We start from the raw sequence: 16,493 nt of genomic DNA, 5'->3' as shown, positions 1-16,493 counted from the left end.
CGATATGCGTAAAAACAACAAAGTTCGGGCGCATTGCGCTCGCACTGTCCGAGATTTGGCGGCCCTTTCAGGACCAGCCTCCCAGGCACCAATTCCGGTAACACCGTTTCAAAAGCATAACAATACGGTCATAACATTATAACGATTTAAATGTGATCTTGAGTGTGATTTTTCTTTCGACACCCCTGTTCGAGGGCTGCTGAAGGGCACAAATTGCAGCTTCCGCGCCGCGACTCACCCGTCAAAACGCCAGAAAGCAGTTCGTGGACGACCACGAACTGCTCCATAATCGAGCGTGGAAATGAATTGCTTACGCGCTGGCCATGCGCTGGCGGCGTTCCCGCAACAGCATCGGACCGTATTCCACAACGTAAAGCCCGAAAGCGCCCATCCAGAGCAAGGCCGATGCGGCAAGGATGGTGTGGAAGAAATTCGGCATGATTTCCGCCAGCGGGCGGACCAGCGTCGCCGCGACGAGGCAAGCATATGCGACCTGCGTGACAGGGGATGCCGTCAGTTCGCGCCCGGTATGGCCGCGTGTCGCCCGCGTCATGACGGCCAGCATCATGCAGCCCATCGCGCCGACCGTGGTCACATGCAAGGCCGAATAAGGGTTGAGGCGATCGATGGCCGAAAGGCCGATGGCGATGAAACCGAGCGGGATGAACGCATAGGCGATATGGAGGACAAGCAGGAGCTTTTCGCGCGTGACCGACCATCCCCGCCAGCGATAAAGCCGCACAATATGAAACAGCGCCGCAACCCATGCCACAATGGCGGTTATCGTCAGGTCGGGAGCGACGATCCAGCCGATGCAGGCCGCCACGCCGACAAGAATGCACACCCCGTCATAACGGTTGAACGGCACCGGAAAGCGCGTCTTTCCCATCTTGTTGAGCCAATTGCGGGTGAAGCTTGGCACGATGCGCCCGCCGATCACCATGACCAGCAGGACATAGGCGCTGACCCCAATGCGGTTGGCCAAGGCAACGTCGCCCTCGGTCAGGATCAGATAATGAAAGACGAGATTGGCGACCATAACCGTCGCCACGCCGGTCACCGCCTTGAGGTTTTTCCATTGGCGTCCGGCGACGATCTCGCGCGCGCAGATGAAAAGCAGCATCGGCAGGAACAGGCTTTCAACCGCAACGGCGAACCGCGCATCTATAAGGTCAGGTTCCAGAAAGACGAGCCGTCCGGCAAGCCACAGGCCGAACAGGATGGCGAGCGGCGTTCCCGACACCGGCAGGCCGCCGGTCCAGTTCGGAATGGCCGTCAGCAGAAACCCCGCGAGCACTGCGGAGGAGAAACCGAACACCATTTCATGGGCGTGCCAGTTCAGCCCGCCATAGGAGCCGCCCAACGGCATTCCGAGCGTCAGCGACAATATCCACAAAAGCATGGCCAGAACGGCCCATATGGCTCCGCCCAGAAAGAATGGGCGGAAGCCATAGCTGAGGAGAACGGGGCCAGTCATCTTCAGTCCGCGCGGCATACCTTTTTGATCGGATGGCATCGCAGCAGGTACTGCCTGCAGGCCTGATTGTCTGGTCATGATGTCCTCGTCATGCAGCCGGTTCAAGTTCGGCTCATCGAGTTTCGTACTACTTGGCGCTGGCGATGATGTCTTCCAGCCGCTTCTGGACGATCTTCGGCTTCTTGGCCGAAACGATCTGGTCGAGATTGGCGGGGTCGTCACCCACTGCGATCAGCGCGATCATGCCCATCGCATAATGCGGGGTGCACTTTACCAGATATGCGCCGGGCACGGTAACCGTCAGCACATAATTCTCGTTGATCTTGCTTTTGAACTTCTCCGCGCCTTCGGGGATCATGTCCTTCATGGATTCGACATTGTGCCCCTTGTCCACCGGCATGAAGGTGATCGTGTCGCCGGGATTTGCCTTTATATAGGCGGGCTCGAAAACCATGGCGCCCTCGGCGCCCTTGTTGAGCATTTTGACTTCGATATTTTCGGCAAGAGCGGGAGCCGCCAGCACGGCGAGGATGCCTGCAGCAGCAAATTTGATCGCGAGGTTACGCATTTTCGTCCTGATCTCCATCGATTGGCGCGCCCGCCGTCTCGGCCCCCAGCACGCCATGTAAGGCATGTAGACCCGCGGCCTCCCGATCTCTTTGATCTGAATCAAACAGGTCCAGTTATTCATGATAAGGACGCTCAAATTTCAACCGGAATAGCCGGTTGATTTTCCGCGCCCGGCCATCGCATCATGTGCATGGCTTCAGCCCTTTTGCCGCAGTTTCAAGCACCACCCCGGCATGACAATCCTGCATGCATCTTGTATGCATTTCAGGGAACACTATTCGCCGCAAGGAATGACAGAATGAGCGACACCATTTCGATTTCGACAGATGAACTCGCCGGGCTTGTGCGGGAAATCCTGAACAAGGCGGGTTTCAGCGCCGACCATGCCGCAGCCATCGCCAAGACGATCGTGGCGGGCGAGCGCGACGGCTGCAAATCCCATGGTGTCTATCGCATCGAGGGCTGTCTGCGCACGCTGAAAAGCGGCAAGGTGGTCGCCGATGCCGAACCGGTCGTCACGACCGACGACAGCGCCGTCGTTCGTGTGGATGCCAAGGGCGGTTTTGCAAATCTGGCCTTCGAACGCGGCGCCCCTGCCCTTGTCGAAAAGGCGCGCAAGCTTGGCGTCGCCGTGCTTGCCATCAATGATTGCACCCATTTCGCCGCCCTGTGGCCGGAAGTCGAGGTGCTGGCCGAACAGGGCCTTGCGGCAATCGCCATGTGCCCGAGCTATGCCACCGTCGCGCCCGCAGGCGGAACCAAGCCGCTTCTCGGCACCAATCCCTTCGCCTTCGGCTGGCCCCGCCCTGGCGACTACCCTTACGTGTTCGATTTTGCCACCAGCGTTGCCGCGCGCGGCGAATTGGAGCTCTATCGGCGCGCCGGAAAGCAACTGCCCGAAGGCTGGGCCGTCGATGCGGACGGCAAGCCCACGACCGACCCGGAAGCGGCCCTTGCAGGCGCGATGCTGCCATTCGGCGAGCACAAGGGATCGGCCATTTCCACGATGATCGAACTTCTGGCCGGAGCGATGATCGGCGATTTCACCAGCCCCGAAGCGCTCGAATTTCTGGGCACGACGACGCTTGCGCCGCGCCATGGCGAACTCATCATCGCCTTCGATCCGGCCCGCATGGCGGGCGGTCGCGGCAATCCGCAGGAACGCGGCGAGATGCTGATCGAGGCGATTGCCGGACAGGGCGCGCGCCTGCCCTCGCAGCGCCGCTTTGCCGCCCGTCGCGATTCACTCAGCAAGGGCATCACGCTTACCGCCGCTGAAATGGCGCTTCTGGATAAGCTGAAGGAACAAGGGCTGGACGCAGTGTCCTGACCAAACAAAAAGGCGCCGAAACCCGGCGCCTTTTTCATGGCCTGTCCTGATCTCAGGCGGCGTATTTCGCTGCCGCGCCGCCCTGCTTGATCCAGCCGGCATACCAGTCCTGGAACAGCTTGAGCTGCGCTTCGCAATAGCCGCGCTGGCTATCGGACAACTTGTCCGTCTCGTTGAAATGCAGCTCGTATTCCGGATTTCCGGTCAGGACCATCATGTGCTTGTAGAAGAGAACGAGGTCCGGACCTTCATCGAAGGACGAGAGGACGTTGAGCGCGGCTTCCAGTTCCAGCGCCAGCTTGCGCGCCTCGACATCGCCTGCCGCCGCCGCCTTAGACAAGGCAACCAGATGCTGCACTTCCTTTGGCAGCACATTGCCGATGCCGGTGATTGCGCCGGTAGCGCCGCAATTGACGAAGCCGTGGAAAACGCCGGTATCGACGCCAACCATCAGGGTCACATTGTCATCGGCGCTGGTGATGTTTTCAGCGGCATAGCGCATGGCTTCCGCGCCGCCGAACTCCTTGAAGCCGATCAGGTTCGGATGTTCTGCGCGCAGCGCGAAGAAGAGGTCGGCGCGGGTGGCAAAACCGTAATAAGGGCTGTTGTAGATCACGGCAGGCAGATCTGGAGCAGCCGACAGGATCGCCTTGAAATGCGCTTTCTGCGCCGTGATCGACGATCCGCGTGACAGAACGCGCGGAATGACCATCAGGCCCTTCGCGCCGACTTTCTGGGCGTGGGCGGCATGGGCGGCGGCGATCTTGGTATTGACCGCGCCGGTGCCGACGACGACGGGCACGCCAGCCTTGGCCAGCGCCTCGACGCCTGCCATGCGGTCCTCGTCCGAGAGGAGCGGCCAGTCACCCATTGAACCGCAATAGACAACCGCAGACATGCCCTTCGCGATCAGTTCCTTGCCCTTGCGGACCAGCGCATCGAAATCCGGCGTGCGGTCGGGCTTGCAGGGGGTCATGAGGGCCGGAATGCAACCGGAGAAAATGTTAGAGGTCATAGCGTCGTTCCTTGGACGTTTTTCCTTGAGCGTTTTCACGCGAGCTGGATCTACAATCGGTCTGCCAAACCTTGTATTGAAATCAAATATACACTTTGTATTTTTCTTGTCGACCAAAATTTCAATTGAGGATAGGATTGCTTGACCAGCGGGATTTAAACTGGTGTTTAGGGTCTGCGGTGCTGAAGACATGCGCTGCACCGCACACCGAAAAAGGACAGGCAGGACATGGACAAAGACGACGCAAGCCAGACAGCCGACCGGAAGAAGGGTTCGGGCGTCAAGCTGGTTTACGACGTGCTGCGCGACGAGATCATCGACCTTTCGCTCGCGCCGGGCAGCCCCATCGATGAAAACCAGCTGGCCGAGCGCTTTTCCATGTCGCGCACGCCGATCCGCGAGGCGCTGGTGCGGCTTGCGAGCGACGGCTTCGTGACTACACTGCCCAACCGCTCGACAGTTGTTTCCAATATCGACTTCCTGAGCCTGCCCGCCTTTTTCGACGCGGTGACGCTGATGTACCGCGTGACGACGCGGCTTGCCGCGCGCAACCGGACCGATAAGGACCTTGAGAATATCCGGGCGCATCAGGAAGCTTTTGCCCGCGCCGTCCGCTCACAGAACGCGCTGGAAATGATCGCGACAAACCGCGACTTTCATGCAGCCATTGCCGAAGCGGGCCGCAACCCGTTCTACACCACATTCTTTTCGAGGCTTCTTGATGAAGGGCGCAGGCTGCTGCGTCTCTATTACCAGTCTTTTGCCGACCGCCTGCCGGAGCGTTATGTCACCGAACATGAGGACATGATCCGCGCCATCGAAGAGCGCGACGTCGACACCGCCGACCTGCTTGGCAAGGCGCATGGCGACCAGATCGTCTATCAGATCCGCAAGCTGATTGCCGAAGACCGCCGCGACCAGCTGGACTTGTAGGGCTGGCTCTCAGACGGCTTCCGGCAATCGCCGTGCTTCCGTCACGCGGTCGAACCAGCCGAGTACGGCCTTGCTGTCCGGGGCCAGAAGAACACCGCAATCCCCGGCAAAGTCGTTCCAGCCCTCCACATAGGTCTCGCGCACTACGGTCAGCACAGGAACCCGCCGCGCATAGGCCCTTTCAATGACGGATCGCAAACCGTGCCCTTCCGTCTCGCCCTTGCCGAAGCGGTTGAGGATCAGCATATCGGCGCCGCCATCGAGTTCGGCCATAAGCGAGCCTGCCACATCGGCAAGCGCCGCCGGATCAAGACGGCATCCCCTCGACCCGGAACCGAGCGGCTGCGAAATAATCTGGATGACGCCGGTGCCGATATGCTCGATCTCGATATCGCGGCAGCATTCCTCGCCGCCGGTTTCACGGTGCTGGAGAAAGCCCGCCACGCGCAGGCCCGCCTGCCTCGCCCGCTGCGCCACGCTCGCCAGAAGCTGGTCCACCGGCACGTCCTTCGCAACCCGGATGGCGGCGAGCATCGGTTCGCGGCTCATGCCCCCGCTCCTTCATTCGACAGGAGATCAATGCCGGTAATGTCGGCATCGGCTGCGAGGATCGCGATATATTGCGACACGGCCTTGGACCATGTGGAGGCTTCCAGCCAGCCGGCAATGCGGTCGGCCACATAGTCGAACGGCAGTTCCTCCCCCTCCATGCGGCGGTCAAGCCGCACGATATGAAAACCGAAGCGGCTTTCAATGGGGGCAACGGTGATTTCGCCGGGGACCATCCGCTCCAGCGCCCTTTCAAATTCGGGCACCGTGCTGCCGCGCGTGAGCTGGCCGAGATTGCCGCCTTGCGCGCCTGAAGGACAGGACGAATATTCATGCGCGACCGAAGCGAACGTGGCCGGCTCGGCAATCACCGAAGCCGCCAGACGCGATGCGGTCGTGCGAGCCTTTTCGCGGGCCTGGCTGTCGGCTGGATCGGCGGCGATCAATATATGGCTCGCCTCCAGAATGGGCGCGCTGGTGAAGCGGTGGCGGTTGTTTTCGTAAAAGCGGAAAGCTTCCTCCCGCGTGGCGGAAGGCACTTCCACTTCCCGTTCGATCACCATGCGCACAAGCGCATCCTCATCGGTCTCGCTGCGGCCTTCGGCGTCCTTCTCGCGCTCGGGGACGATGCCCGCTTCCCTTGCGCGCTGCAAAAGCAATTCCCGCACCGCCAGCGCGCGGGCGGCAGCAAGCAATGCTGCGCCCGGATTGTCCGACGGATGGTTTTGCGCCTCCGTCAGAATGTCGGTTTCGTTGATCGCCACGCCATTGACGGACACCGCATCAAAGACCGGGCGCGGCTTTGGCGGCACCCGCGTATCCGGCTCCTGATAGGTGGTGTAGCCGGTCGGGTGACTGTGCTGCCCGGCAGCGGGCTGTTTGCGGTCGAAAAGCGTTACCATCAGCCTTACTCCGCAGGGACGCGCACAGGCGCTCCATGATTGCGCTCGCGCACGACCTGATAGCCCGGACGCCAGATATAGCGCACCGGCGCGCTCAGCATATGCACCAGACGCGTGAACGGGAACAGGAGGAAGATGGTCAGCCCGAGGAAGATATGCATCTTGAAGACAAACGATGCATCGGTGATGTAGCTCGAGGCAGCCGGGTTGAAGGTGAAGATGCCCTGCGCCCAGTTCATGAATGTGACCATTTCACCGCCGTCCAAATGTTGCAGCGAGACCGGAATGGTGCCGAGGCCCAGCAGAAGCTGTACCCACAACAGCATGATGATCAGCGTGTCGGTCGGCCTTGACGATGCGCGCACGCGCGGATCGAACAGGCGGCGATGCACCAGCATGGTGGCGCCGATGATTGCCATCACACCGGCGATGCCGCCCGCGACGACCGCGAGAATCTGCTTTGCCTCATGGCTGACGCCAAGCGTGTCGAAGACCCAGATCGGCGTCAGCAAGCCGACGAAATGACCGGCGAAGATGAACAGAACGCCAAGATGAAACAGAACCGAACCCCACATGAGCTGCCTGCGCCGCAAGAGCTGGCTTGAGCCCGAGCGCCATGTGTAAGGCTCGCGGTCGTAGCGGAAGATCGAGCCGAGAACGAGCACGCTCAATGCGATGTAGGGATAGATGCCGAAAAGAAACGTATGGAGGTAAGCCATTTTCCGTCTCCTATAGATGTGAAGGGTTGGACGGGGCGCCGGGCTTGCGCTGTGCGGCACGCATCTGCATGCGCAGCCGGTCCGGGCCGCAGGAGTTTTCGCCCGCATTGCCGCCGAACGTCACCGCTTCTTCTTCCCAGATGCGGTCGAGCGCGGCGAGGTCGTTCGGGTCGTCTTCCTCTTGCCGAAGCAACTCTCCGACGAGGTTCTTGTCCGGCTTGGCATTGGCGACATGAAGCAGGGCCGCAAAGGCATTGGCATAGGGCGAATGGCGCTTGCGCAGACGCTCGCCGATGGCCGCCGTGATATGGCCGGTCTGGGTGAGGAGATCGTGAATTTCCTCTGGCGAGCGCGTCGACAGGAATTCGAGGAACAGCGGCAGATAGTCCGGCAGTTCCTTGGCATCCACCACAAAGCCGTTGTCGTCATACATCTTCATCAGGTCAACCATGGCCTGGCCGCGGTCGCGGCTTTCGCCATGCACATGCTCGAAAAGATGCAGCGACAGCGATCGCGTGCGGTCGAACAGATGCACATAGCGTTCCTGTGCCTCATAGAGATCGCAGTCGCAGACATATTCGACAAGGCTGTCGAGAAGCCTGCGTATGCCGGGGGAAAGGTTTTCCCCGGCCAGCGCTTTTTTCAGTTCCTCGCCGCCGAGCTGCAACTCTGCCGACGGGTAGGAAAGCAGCAGCGATATGATTTTAAGGGTCCTGTTCATCACGCCTGCTCCCTGAAAATATCGGTTGGCGTCTGGACGACCTTCTGGCGCTTGGCGCCGAACAGGTCTTCCGTCGACGTGCCGCCAGAGCAGCCATTGCCGAAGGTGAAGCCGCAGGAGCCGCGCACGTCATAGGCGTCCTCGGTGATTTCACGATGCGTCGTCGGGATGACGAAGCGGTCCTCGTAATTGGCGATCGCCATGATGTGGTACATTTCCTCGATCATCGCGCCGCTCATGCCGACGCGGTCGGCAATCGCCTCGTCGATAACGCCGTCGACGGTCTTGGCGCGCATATAGGCGCGCATGGCGAGCATGCGTTCCAGCGCGGAGATGACCGGCTCTTCCTTGCCTGCGGTCAGGAGATTGGCGAGGTAGCGGACCGGGATGCGCATGGAGCGGACATCCGGCAGCGGGCCGTCCATGCCAAGCTTGCCGGCAGCAGCAGCCGATTGCAGCGGCGAAAGCGGCGGCACGTACCAGACCATCGGCAAGGTGCGGTATTCGGGATGGAGCGGGAAGGCGATCTTCCAGTCCATCGCCATCTTGTAGACCGGCGAATGCTTGGCCGCTTCCAGCCAGGCTTCCGGCACGCCGTCCTTGCGGGCCTGTTCGATCACGGCAGGATCGTTCGGATCGAGGAAGATATTGAGCTGTTCCTGATAGAGATCCTGTTCATTGGCCGTGGAAGCGGCCTCCGAGATGCGGTCGGCATCATAGAGCATCACGCCGAGATAGCGGATGCGGCCAACGCAGGTTTCCGAGCAGACGGTGGGCTGGCCCGATTCGATGCGCGGATAGCAGAAGATACACTTCTCGGACTTGCCGGAACTCCAGTTGTAATAGATCTTCTTGTAGGGGCAGCCGGAGACGCACATGCGCCAGCCGCGGCACTTTTCCTGATCGATCAGGACGATGCCGTCATCCTCGCGCTTGTAGATCGCGCCCGAAGGGCAGGCCGCAACGCAGGTCGGGTTGAGGCAGTGCTCGCACAGGCGCGGCAGGTACATCATGAAGGTGTTTTCGAACTGGCCGTAGATTTCCTTCTCCACGCCCTCGAAATTATAGTCCTTCGAGCGCTTGGCGAACTCGCCGCCGAGAATTTCTTCCCAGTTCGGGCCCCATTCGATCTTTTCCATCCGCTCGCCCGAAATCAGCGAGCGCGGGCGGGCGGTCGGCATGGTCTGGCTTTCGGCCGCCGTTTGCAGATGGCCGTAATCGAAGTCGAACGGCTCGTAATAGTCGTCGATTTCCGGCAGGTCGGGATTGGCGAAAATCTTGGCGAGGATGCGCCATTTCGCGCCCATCTTCGGCTCGATCTTGCCGTTCTTCTTGCGGACCCAGCCGCCGTTCCACTTCTTCTGGTTTTCCCATTCCTTCGGGAAACCGATGCCGGGCTTGGTCTCGACATTGTTGAACCAGGCATATTCCACACCTTCGCGGTTGGTCCAGACGTTCTTGCACGTCACGGAGCAGGTGTGGCAGCCGATGCACTTGTCGAGATTGAGCACCATTCCAATTTGCGCACGAATTTTCATTCTGCTGCCTCCTTCACTGCGGAGTTGCGGTTGCCTTCTTCAAGCGGCCCTTCCATCCAGTCCACATGGTCGAGCTTGCGTACCACCACGAACTCGTCGCGGTTGGCGCCGACGGTGCCGTAATAGTTGAAGCCATAGGACTGGTGGGCGTAGCCGCCGATCATATGGGTCGGCTTGGTGATGATGCGGGTGACGGAGTTGTGAATGCCGCCGCGCTGGCCGGTGAGCGGCGAGCCGGGCGTGTTCACGATCTTCTCCTGCGCGTGATACATGAAGATGGTTCCATCCTTCATGCGCTGGGAAACGACCGCACGGGCAACGATGGCGCCGTTGGCGTTATAGACTTCCACCCAGTCATTATCGACGATGCCAGCCTTCGCCGCATCCGGCTCCGAAATCCAGACAACCGGCCCGCCGCGATTGAGCGTCAGCATCAACAGATTGTCCGTATAGGTGGAGTGGATGCCCCATTTCTGGTGCGGCGTAATGAAATTGAGCACCAGATGCGGCTGGCCGTCCGCCTTCTCGCGGATCGCCGGATTGACCGTCTTGGTGTCGATCGGCGGGCGATAGACGCAGAAGCCCTCGCCGAAGGCGCGCATCCACAGATGGTCCTGATAGAGCTGCTGACGGCCGGTCAGCGTGCGCCACGGGATCAGCTCATGCACATTGGTATAGCCCGCATTGTAGCAGACATGCTCGGATTCCAGCCCCGACCAGGTTGGCGAGGAGATGATCTTGCGGGGCTGCGCGACAATATCGCGATAGCGGATCTTCTCTTCCTCCTTGGGGATGGCCAGATGGGTGTGGTCGCGTCCGGTGAACTTCGACAGCGCTTCCCATGCTTTCACCGCCACTTCGCCGTTGGTTTCCGGCGCGAGCGACAGGATGACCTCGGTTGCGTCCACATCGGTATAGATGCGCGGACGCCCTTCGGTCGCACCCGGCTCATGGACCTTGCCGTTCAGCTTGCCGAGCAGTTCCACCTCGTGTTCGGTATTCCACGAAATACCCTTGCCGCCATTGCCGAGCTTGTCGAGGAGCGGCCCGACGGAAGTGTAGCGCTTGTAGAGGTTCGGATAATCGCGCTCCACAACCACGACCGATGGCATGGTCTTGCCGGGGATCGGCTCGACTTCGCCCTTCTTCCAGTCCAGCACGTCCTTCGGCTGCGCCAGTTCGCCCGCCGTGTCGTGCAGGGTCGGCACCAGAACGATGTCCTTCTCCACGCCCAGCACTTCCGGCGCCACTTCGGAGAACTTCTTGGCGATGCCCTTGAAGATTTCCCAGTCGCTGCGCGCTTCCCAAGCCGGGTCGGCAGCGCTCGACAGCGGATGGATGAAGGGATGCATGTCGGAAGTGTTGAGATCGTTCTTCTCGTACCAGGTGGCGGTCGGCAGAACGATATCGGAATAGACGCAGGTCGTGGACATGCGGAAATCGAGCGTGACCAGCAGGTCGAGCTTTCCTTCCGGCGCATTCTCGTGCCACACGGCCTCGCGGCTTTCCTGCGCGCCTTCCTGTCCCAGATCCTTGCCAAGCAGGCCATTCGACGTGCCGAGCAGGTGCTTCAGGAAATATTCATGCCCCTTGCCCGACGAACCGAGCAGGTTGGAGCGCCAGACGAACATGTTGCGCGGCCAATTGGCCTCGTGGTCCGGGTCTTCGCACGACATGGTGAGGGTGCCGTTCTTCAAGGCATCGGCGATGAAGTCCTTCGGCTCCTTGCCCGATACGGCGGCCTCCCTGGCAAGCTGCAGCGGGTTGGTCTGGAGCTGCGGCGCGGAAGGCAGCCAGCCCATGCGCTCGGCCCGGATATTATAGTCGATCATCGTGCCATCCCACGCGCCGTCCGGAGCGGTGGGCGAGAGGATGTCCTGCACCTTCACGGTTTCGTAGCGCCACTGGTCGGTATGCGCGTAGAAGAATGAGGTGGAGTTCATGTGGCGCGGCGGACGGTTCCAGTCCAGCGCGAAGGCAAGCGCGGTCCAGCCGGTCTGCGGACGCAGCTTTTCCTGCCCCACATAATGGCTCCAGCCGCCGCCCGACTGGCCGATACAACCGCACATCACCAGCATGTTGATGATGCCGCGATAGTTCATGTCCATGTGGTACCAGTGGTTGAGACCGGCACCGAGAATGACCATGGAGCGGCCATTGGTCTTTTCGGCGTTGGTTGCAAATTCGCGGGCGACCGCAATGATCTGGTCGCGCGGGACGCCCGTGATCTTCTCCGCCCAGGCCGGGGTATAGGGCAGGCCCTCGTCATAGGACTTGGCGGAGTTCTCGTCGCCAAGCCCGCGATCGAGGCCGTAATTGGCGGCGAACAGGTCGAACACGGTCGCGACCAGCACCTCGCCCTTTTTCAGCTTGAGCTTGCGGGCCGGAACCTTGCGCACCAGCACGCTGTCATGGTCCGTGCCTTCGAAATAATCGTGCTCGCGATTGCCGAAATAGGGGAAGGCCACATCGGCGACCGCATCGTGCGCGCCCGCCTCAATGAAGCTCTTGGCAAGTTCCACATCCTTGCCCCGGCCGTCCTTTTCTTCAAGGTTCCACTGGCCGTCATCGCCCCAGCGGAAGCCGATCGAGCCCTGCGGCGCAACATAGGTGCCCGATTTCTTGTCGAAGGCGACCGTCTTCCAGTCGGGATTGTTGGCCTCGCCCAGATCGTCCTTCAGGTCGGATGCGCGCAGGAAGCGATCCGGCACGTAGCGCCCGTCCTTCTCCGTGAGCATGACCAGCATGGGGAAGTCGGAATATTTGCGGCAATAATCCTCGAAATACGGCACCTGCCGGTCGAGGTGATATTCGCGCAGGATCACATGGCCGAGCGCCATGGCAAGCGCTGCGTCGGTGCCTTGCTTTGGATGCAGCCACAGGTCGGCGAACTTCGCGGCTTCCGAATAGTCGGGCGAGACCACGACCGACTTCGTGCCCTTGTAGCGCACTTCCGTATAGAAATGCGCATCCGGCGTGCGGGTCTGCGGCACGTTGGAACCCCACAGCATCAGGAAACCGGCATTGTACCAGTCTGCCGATTCCGGCACGTCGGTCTGTTCGCCCCATGTCATGGGCGAGGCCGGCGGCAGGTCGCAATACCAGTCATAGAACGACATGCAGACGCCGCCCAAGAGCGACAGGTAACGCGAGCCCGCCGCATAGGACACCATCGACATGGCCGGGATCGGCGAGAAGCCGACCACCCGGTCCGGACCATAAGTCTTGGCCGTATAGGCATTGGCGGCGGCGATGATCTCGTTGACCTCGCTCCACGTGGCGCGCACGAAACCGCCGAGGCCGCGCACTTTCATATAGTCGGCGCGCTTGGCAGGGTCCTGCTGGATCGCGGCCCACGCGCCGACCGGCGTTTTCAGCGCGCGTTCCTTGCGCCACAACTTCAGCAGGCGCGAGCGGATCAGCGGATATTTCACGCGGTTGGCCGAATAGACATACCAGCTATAGCTCGCCCCGCGCGAACAGCCGCGCGGCTCATGGTTCGGAAGATCGGCCCGGGTGCGCGGATAGTCCGTCTGTTGGGTTTCCCAGGTGATGATACCGCCCTTGACGTAGACCTTCCACGAGCAGGAGCCGGTGCAGTTCACGCCATGGGTGGAGCGCACGATCTTGTCGTGCTGCCAGCGCTTGCGATAGGCATCTTCCCAGTCGCGGTTTTCGTTGGTGGTGACGCCATGGCCTTCCGAGAAGGTGCCGACATTCTTGCGCGCAAGAAAGTTCAGGCGATCGAGGAGCAGACTCATGATTTTATCCTCACATTATTTCGTTAGGCAGCAGCAGCGGCTGGATTGCTGCGGTGCTCCACGTCGTAGAGCAGGCCGCCTTTTCGGGTGTAGACACCCCAGGTGATGACGAGGCAGGTGACGTAGAAGATCAGGAAGGCCCACAGTGCCGCTTCCGGTCCGCCGGTCATGCTGATCGAGGTGCCATATCCCTTGGGGATGAAGAACGCGCCGAAGGCAGCAATGGCGGAGGTGAAGCCGGTGATGGCCGCGGATTCCTTGTCCGCTTCGTGACGGCGCTCTTCCGGGGTGGCATTGGGCATAAGCCGCACCATTTCCTTCGACATGATCGCCGGGATCATCTGGAAGGTGGAGGCATTGCCGATGCCGGTTGCGAAGAACAGCAGCACGAAGGAAGCGAAGAAGCCCCAGAACGCATTCGGCTGATCCTTGATGCCGACGAAGTACAGCACGCCCGCTACGCCCACCATCATCAGCACGAATGCCCAGATGGTGACACGGCCACCGCCATACTTGTCCGCCAGCCAGCCCGAACCCGACCGCGACAGCGCGCCGACGAGAGGCCCGAGGAAGGCGAACTGAAGCGCATTCACTTCCGGGAACAGGATGTTGGTCAGAAGCGGGAAGCCTGCCGAATAGCCGATGAACGAGCCGAAGGTTCCCGTATAGAGCCAGCACATGATCCAGTTGTGCCTGCGGCGGAAAATGACGGCCTGATCGGCAAACGAAGCCTTGGCCGACGCGATGTCGTTCATGCCGAACCAGTTGGCGAAAGCCGTGACGACGATGAACGGCACGAAGAAGAAGCCGGCATTTTGCAGCCACAGCGGTGCGCTGCCCGCTTCGGTCGCGACCATCGCCGGATCGCCGCCGAGCTTGCCGAAGATACCGGCGGTAATGACCAGCGGCACCACGAACTGCACGACGCTGACGCCGAGATTGCCAAGGCCCGCATTGAGCGCTGCCGCATTGCCCTTCTCGTGCTTGGGGAAGAAGAACGAGATGTTGGACATGGAGGAGGCAAAGTTACCGCCACCGAAGCCGCAGCACAGCGCCAGCAGGAGGAAGATGAAGTAAGGCGTGCTCGGGTTCTGCACCGCATAGCCGATACCGATGGCCGGAATGACCAGCGACCAGGTGGTCAGCGTCGTCCACAGGCGGCCGCCGAAGATCGGCACCATGAAGGAATAGAAGATGCGGAAGGTTGCGCCCGAAATGCCGGGAAGCGCCGCCAGCCAGAAAAGCTGGTCGGTCGTGAACTGATAGCCCACCAGCGGCAGCTTCGCCACCACCACGGACCAGACCTGCCAGATGGCAAAGGACAGGAGGAGTGCCGGGATCGAAAGCCATAGGTTGCGCTTGGCGATCTTGCGACCCTTCTCTTCCCAGAAGACCGGATCGTCCGGACGCCAGTCGGTGAGGACGGAATCGCCCTTAGCCGGCTTGACTTCGGCCTTCTGCAGTCCCTGGAATTCGGCAAAGGCCGGAAGTTCTTCCGTCGTCTTGCCTTCGGCTGCGCGTTCCATCTGGAGGATCGAGACATGCATCCACACGAACGATACCGCGACGATGACGAAGAGCAGCATGAAGCAGCTTGTCCACAGACCCGTCTGGTCAAGGATCACGCCGAACAGGATCGGCAGGATGAAGCCGCCGAGACCGCCGATCATGCCCACCAGACCGCCGACCGAGCCGACATTGCCGGGATAATAGACCGGGATGTGCTTGAAGACGGCGGCCTTGCCCAGAGCCATGAAGAAACCGAGGATGAAGACGGTGACGGTGAAGCCGATCACGCCCATTTCGGCATGGAAGGCCAGCGGGCCGTTATCGCTCTGGATGACATAATCCGTTGGCGGATAGGACAGAACGAAGGTCGCGACCAGCGAGACCGCGAAGGTCCAGTACATGACCCGGCGCGCGCCGTAGACATCCGAAAGATGGCCGCCATAGGCGCGGAAAAGGCTGGCGGGGACAGAGAAGAACGCCGCGATGATGCCTGCAAGGCGAATATCGACGCCATAGACATGGATCAGATATTGCGGCAGCCACAGCGCAAGAGCCACGAACGCGCCGAATACGAAGAAATAGTAAAGCGAGAAACGCCAGACCTGCACGTTCTTCAGCGGTTCCAGCTCCATCAGCGTGCTGGTGGGCTTTTCGCCCTTCCGCCGGCGCTCGACCAGAACCGGATCGTCGCTCGTGGTGAAATAGAAGATCAGCGCCATGACGACCATCGCGGCCGCCCAGATTTCGGCGACCGCGTGCCAGCCGAAGGCGACCATGACCATCGGCGCGAAGAATTTCGTCACCGCCGAGCCGACATTGCCCGCGCCGAAAATGCCAAGCGCGACGCCCTGCTTTTCCGGCGGATACCAGCGCGAGACATAGGCGACGCCGACCGAAAACGACCCGCCCGCCACGCCGACGCCAAGCGCCGCTACCAGCATTTGCGGATAGGTGGTGGCGTAGGTGAGCAGCCAGGTGGCAACCGCCGAGACCAGCATTGTGAGCGTGAAGATGACACGACCGCCGTAGCGATCCGACCAGATGCCCAGAATGACGCGGATCAGCGAGCCGGTCAGGATGGGCGTGCCGACGAGCAGGCCGAACTGGGTTTCGCTCAAGCCAAGCTCGGATCGAATTTCAATGCCGATGATTGCGAAGATGGTCCAGACTGCGAAACAGACCGTGAAAGCGGTCGTACTCATCGCTAGCGCCGTCGTCTGCGCCTTGGGATTTTCCCCTGCGACATGTTGCATAGGCGTACTCCGATAGAATACCGTTGGGAGGTTTCGTATGCACTTATGCGTCGACTGTCAGATGAATACATTGATTAAGATCAATATCTTTGAACTATTCAAGTTGAAATTTAGATTTTCGTGACTTAAGGGCAATAATAGACCAAATTAGGCGCAAGTATTGATTAATGCATATTGCACGATTGATATTTATCAATTATATTAGTGACCTATAAC

General features: G+C 60.5%; 12 protein-coding genes. 2 read left to right on the top strand and 10 right to left on the bottom strand.

Features of this window, described 5'->3' with window-relative positions:
• Window positions 1-310: 310 nt before the first annotated feature.
• Complete coding sequence (locus tag F9K78_RS06800; protein ID WP_151682109.1) at window positions 311-1,555, bottom strand: NnrS family protein; 1,245 nt, start codon at window positions 1,553-1,555, stop codon at window positions 311-313.
• Window positions 1,556-1,604: 49 nt separating this feature from the next.
• On the bottom strand, window positions 1,605-2,045 hold the full coding sequence (locus F9K78_RS06795) for a pseudoazurin (protein WP_121986220.1): 441 nt from the start codon (window positions 2,043-2,045) through the stop codon (window positions 1,605-1,607).
• 300 nt (window positions 2,046-2,345) lie between these two features.
• Here F9K78_RS06795 and F9K78_RS06790 point away from each other — a divergent pair, with 300 nt between their 5' ends.
• Window positions 2,346-3,377 (top strand): Ldh family oxidoreductase, encoded by a 1,032-nt coding sequence (locus F9K78_RS06790; RefSeq protein ID WP_121986219.1) that lies wholly within the window; start codon window positions 2,346-2,348, stop codon window positions 3,375-3,377.
• Window positions 3,378-3,429: 52 nt separating this feature from the next.
• Here the strand turns inward: F9K78_RS06790 and F9K78_RS06785 are convergent, their stop codons facing one another.
• On the bottom strand, window positions 3,430-4,392 hold the full coding sequence (locus tag F9K78_RS06785) for a dihydrodipicolinate synthase family protein (RefSeq protein ID WP_121986218.1): 963 nt from the start codon (window positions 4,390-4,392) through the stop codon (window positions 3,430-3,432).
• A gap of 228 nt (window positions 4,393-4,620) precedes the next feature.
• On the opposite strand from F9K78_RS06785, the gene F9K78_RS06780 reads away from it, so the two are divergent.
• Window positions 4,621-5,325, top strand: a complete 705-nt coding sequence (locus F9K78_RS06780) for a GntR family transcriptional regulator (protein WP_121981095.1) — start codon at window positions 4,621-4,623, stop codon at window positions 5,323-5,325.
• Window positions 5,326-5,334: 9 nt separating this feature from the next.
• Here the strand turns inward: F9K78_RS06780 and F9K78_RS06775 are convergent, their stop codons facing one another.
• The 7 genes from F9K78_RS06775 to F9K78_RS06745 are packed head-to-tail and all read right to left on the bottom strand — an operon-like array spanning window position 5,335 to window position 16,277.
• Window positions 5,335-5,874: a DUF2478 domain-containing protein gene (locus F9K78_RS06775; protein WP_121986217.1), complete on the bottom strand. Its 540-nt coding sequence runs from the start codon at window positions 5,872-5,874 to the stop codon at window positions 5,335-5,337.
• Entirely contained in the window at window positions 5,871-6,776 is a 906-nt protein-coding gene (locus tag F9K78_RS06770; RefSeq protein WP_121986216.1) for a peptidylprolyl isomerase, read from the bottom strand. The genes F9K78_RS06775 and F9K78_RS06770 overlap by 4 nt, the downstream gene beginning before the upstream one ends.
• 5 nt (window positions 6,777-6,781) lie before the next feature.
• A complete protein-coding gene (narI, locus tag F9K78_RS06765) occupies window positions 6,782-7,495 on the bottom strand; it encodes a respiratory nitrate reductase subunit gamma (RefSeq protein ID WP_121986215.1) in 714 nt (237 codons plus the stop codon).
• 10 nt (window positions 7,496-7,505) lie between these two features.
• Entirely contained in the window at window positions 7,506-8,216 is a 711-nt protein-coding gene (narJ, locus tag F9K78_RS06760; protein ID WP_121986214.1) for a nitrate reductase molybdenum cofactor assembly chaperone, read from the bottom strand.
• Window positions 8,216-9,754: a nitrate reductase subunit beta gene (gene narH, locus F9K78_RS06755; RefSeq protein ID WP_121981100.1), complete on the bottom strand. Its 1,539-nt coding sequence runs from the start codon at window positions 9,752-9,754 to the stop codon at window positions 8,216-8,218. The genes narJ and narH overlap by 1 nt, the downstream gene beginning before the upstream one ends.
• Window positions 9,751-13,515, bottom strand: coding sequence for a nitrate reductase subunit alpha (locus F9K78_RS06750; RefSeq protein WP_122066782.1), 3,765 nt, complete (start codon window positions 13,513-13,515; stop codon window positions 9,751-9,753). The genes narH and F9K78_RS06750 overlap by 4 nt, the downstream gene beginning before the upstream one ends.
• A 23-nt stretch (window positions 13,516-13,538) precedes the next feature.
• The gene (locus F9K78_RS06745) at window positions 13,539-16,277 is read right to left on the bottom strand and encodes a nitrate/nitrite transporter (RefSeq protein ID WP_122066783.1); all 2,739 of its coding nucleotides are present in this window, start codon (window positions 16,275-16,277) and stop codon (window positions 13,539-13,541) included.
• Window positions 16,278-16,493: the final 216 nt, after the last annotated feature.

This window comes from Brucella pseudintermedia (genome assembly GCF_008932435.1).
Classification (GTDB): domain Bacteria; phylum Pseudomonadota; class Alphaproteobacteria; order Rhizobiales; family Rhizobiaceae; genus Brucella; species Brucella pseudintermedia.
Note: the sequence above shows the minus strand (reverse complement) of the source record. Positions and strands in the feature narration are given on the sequence as shown.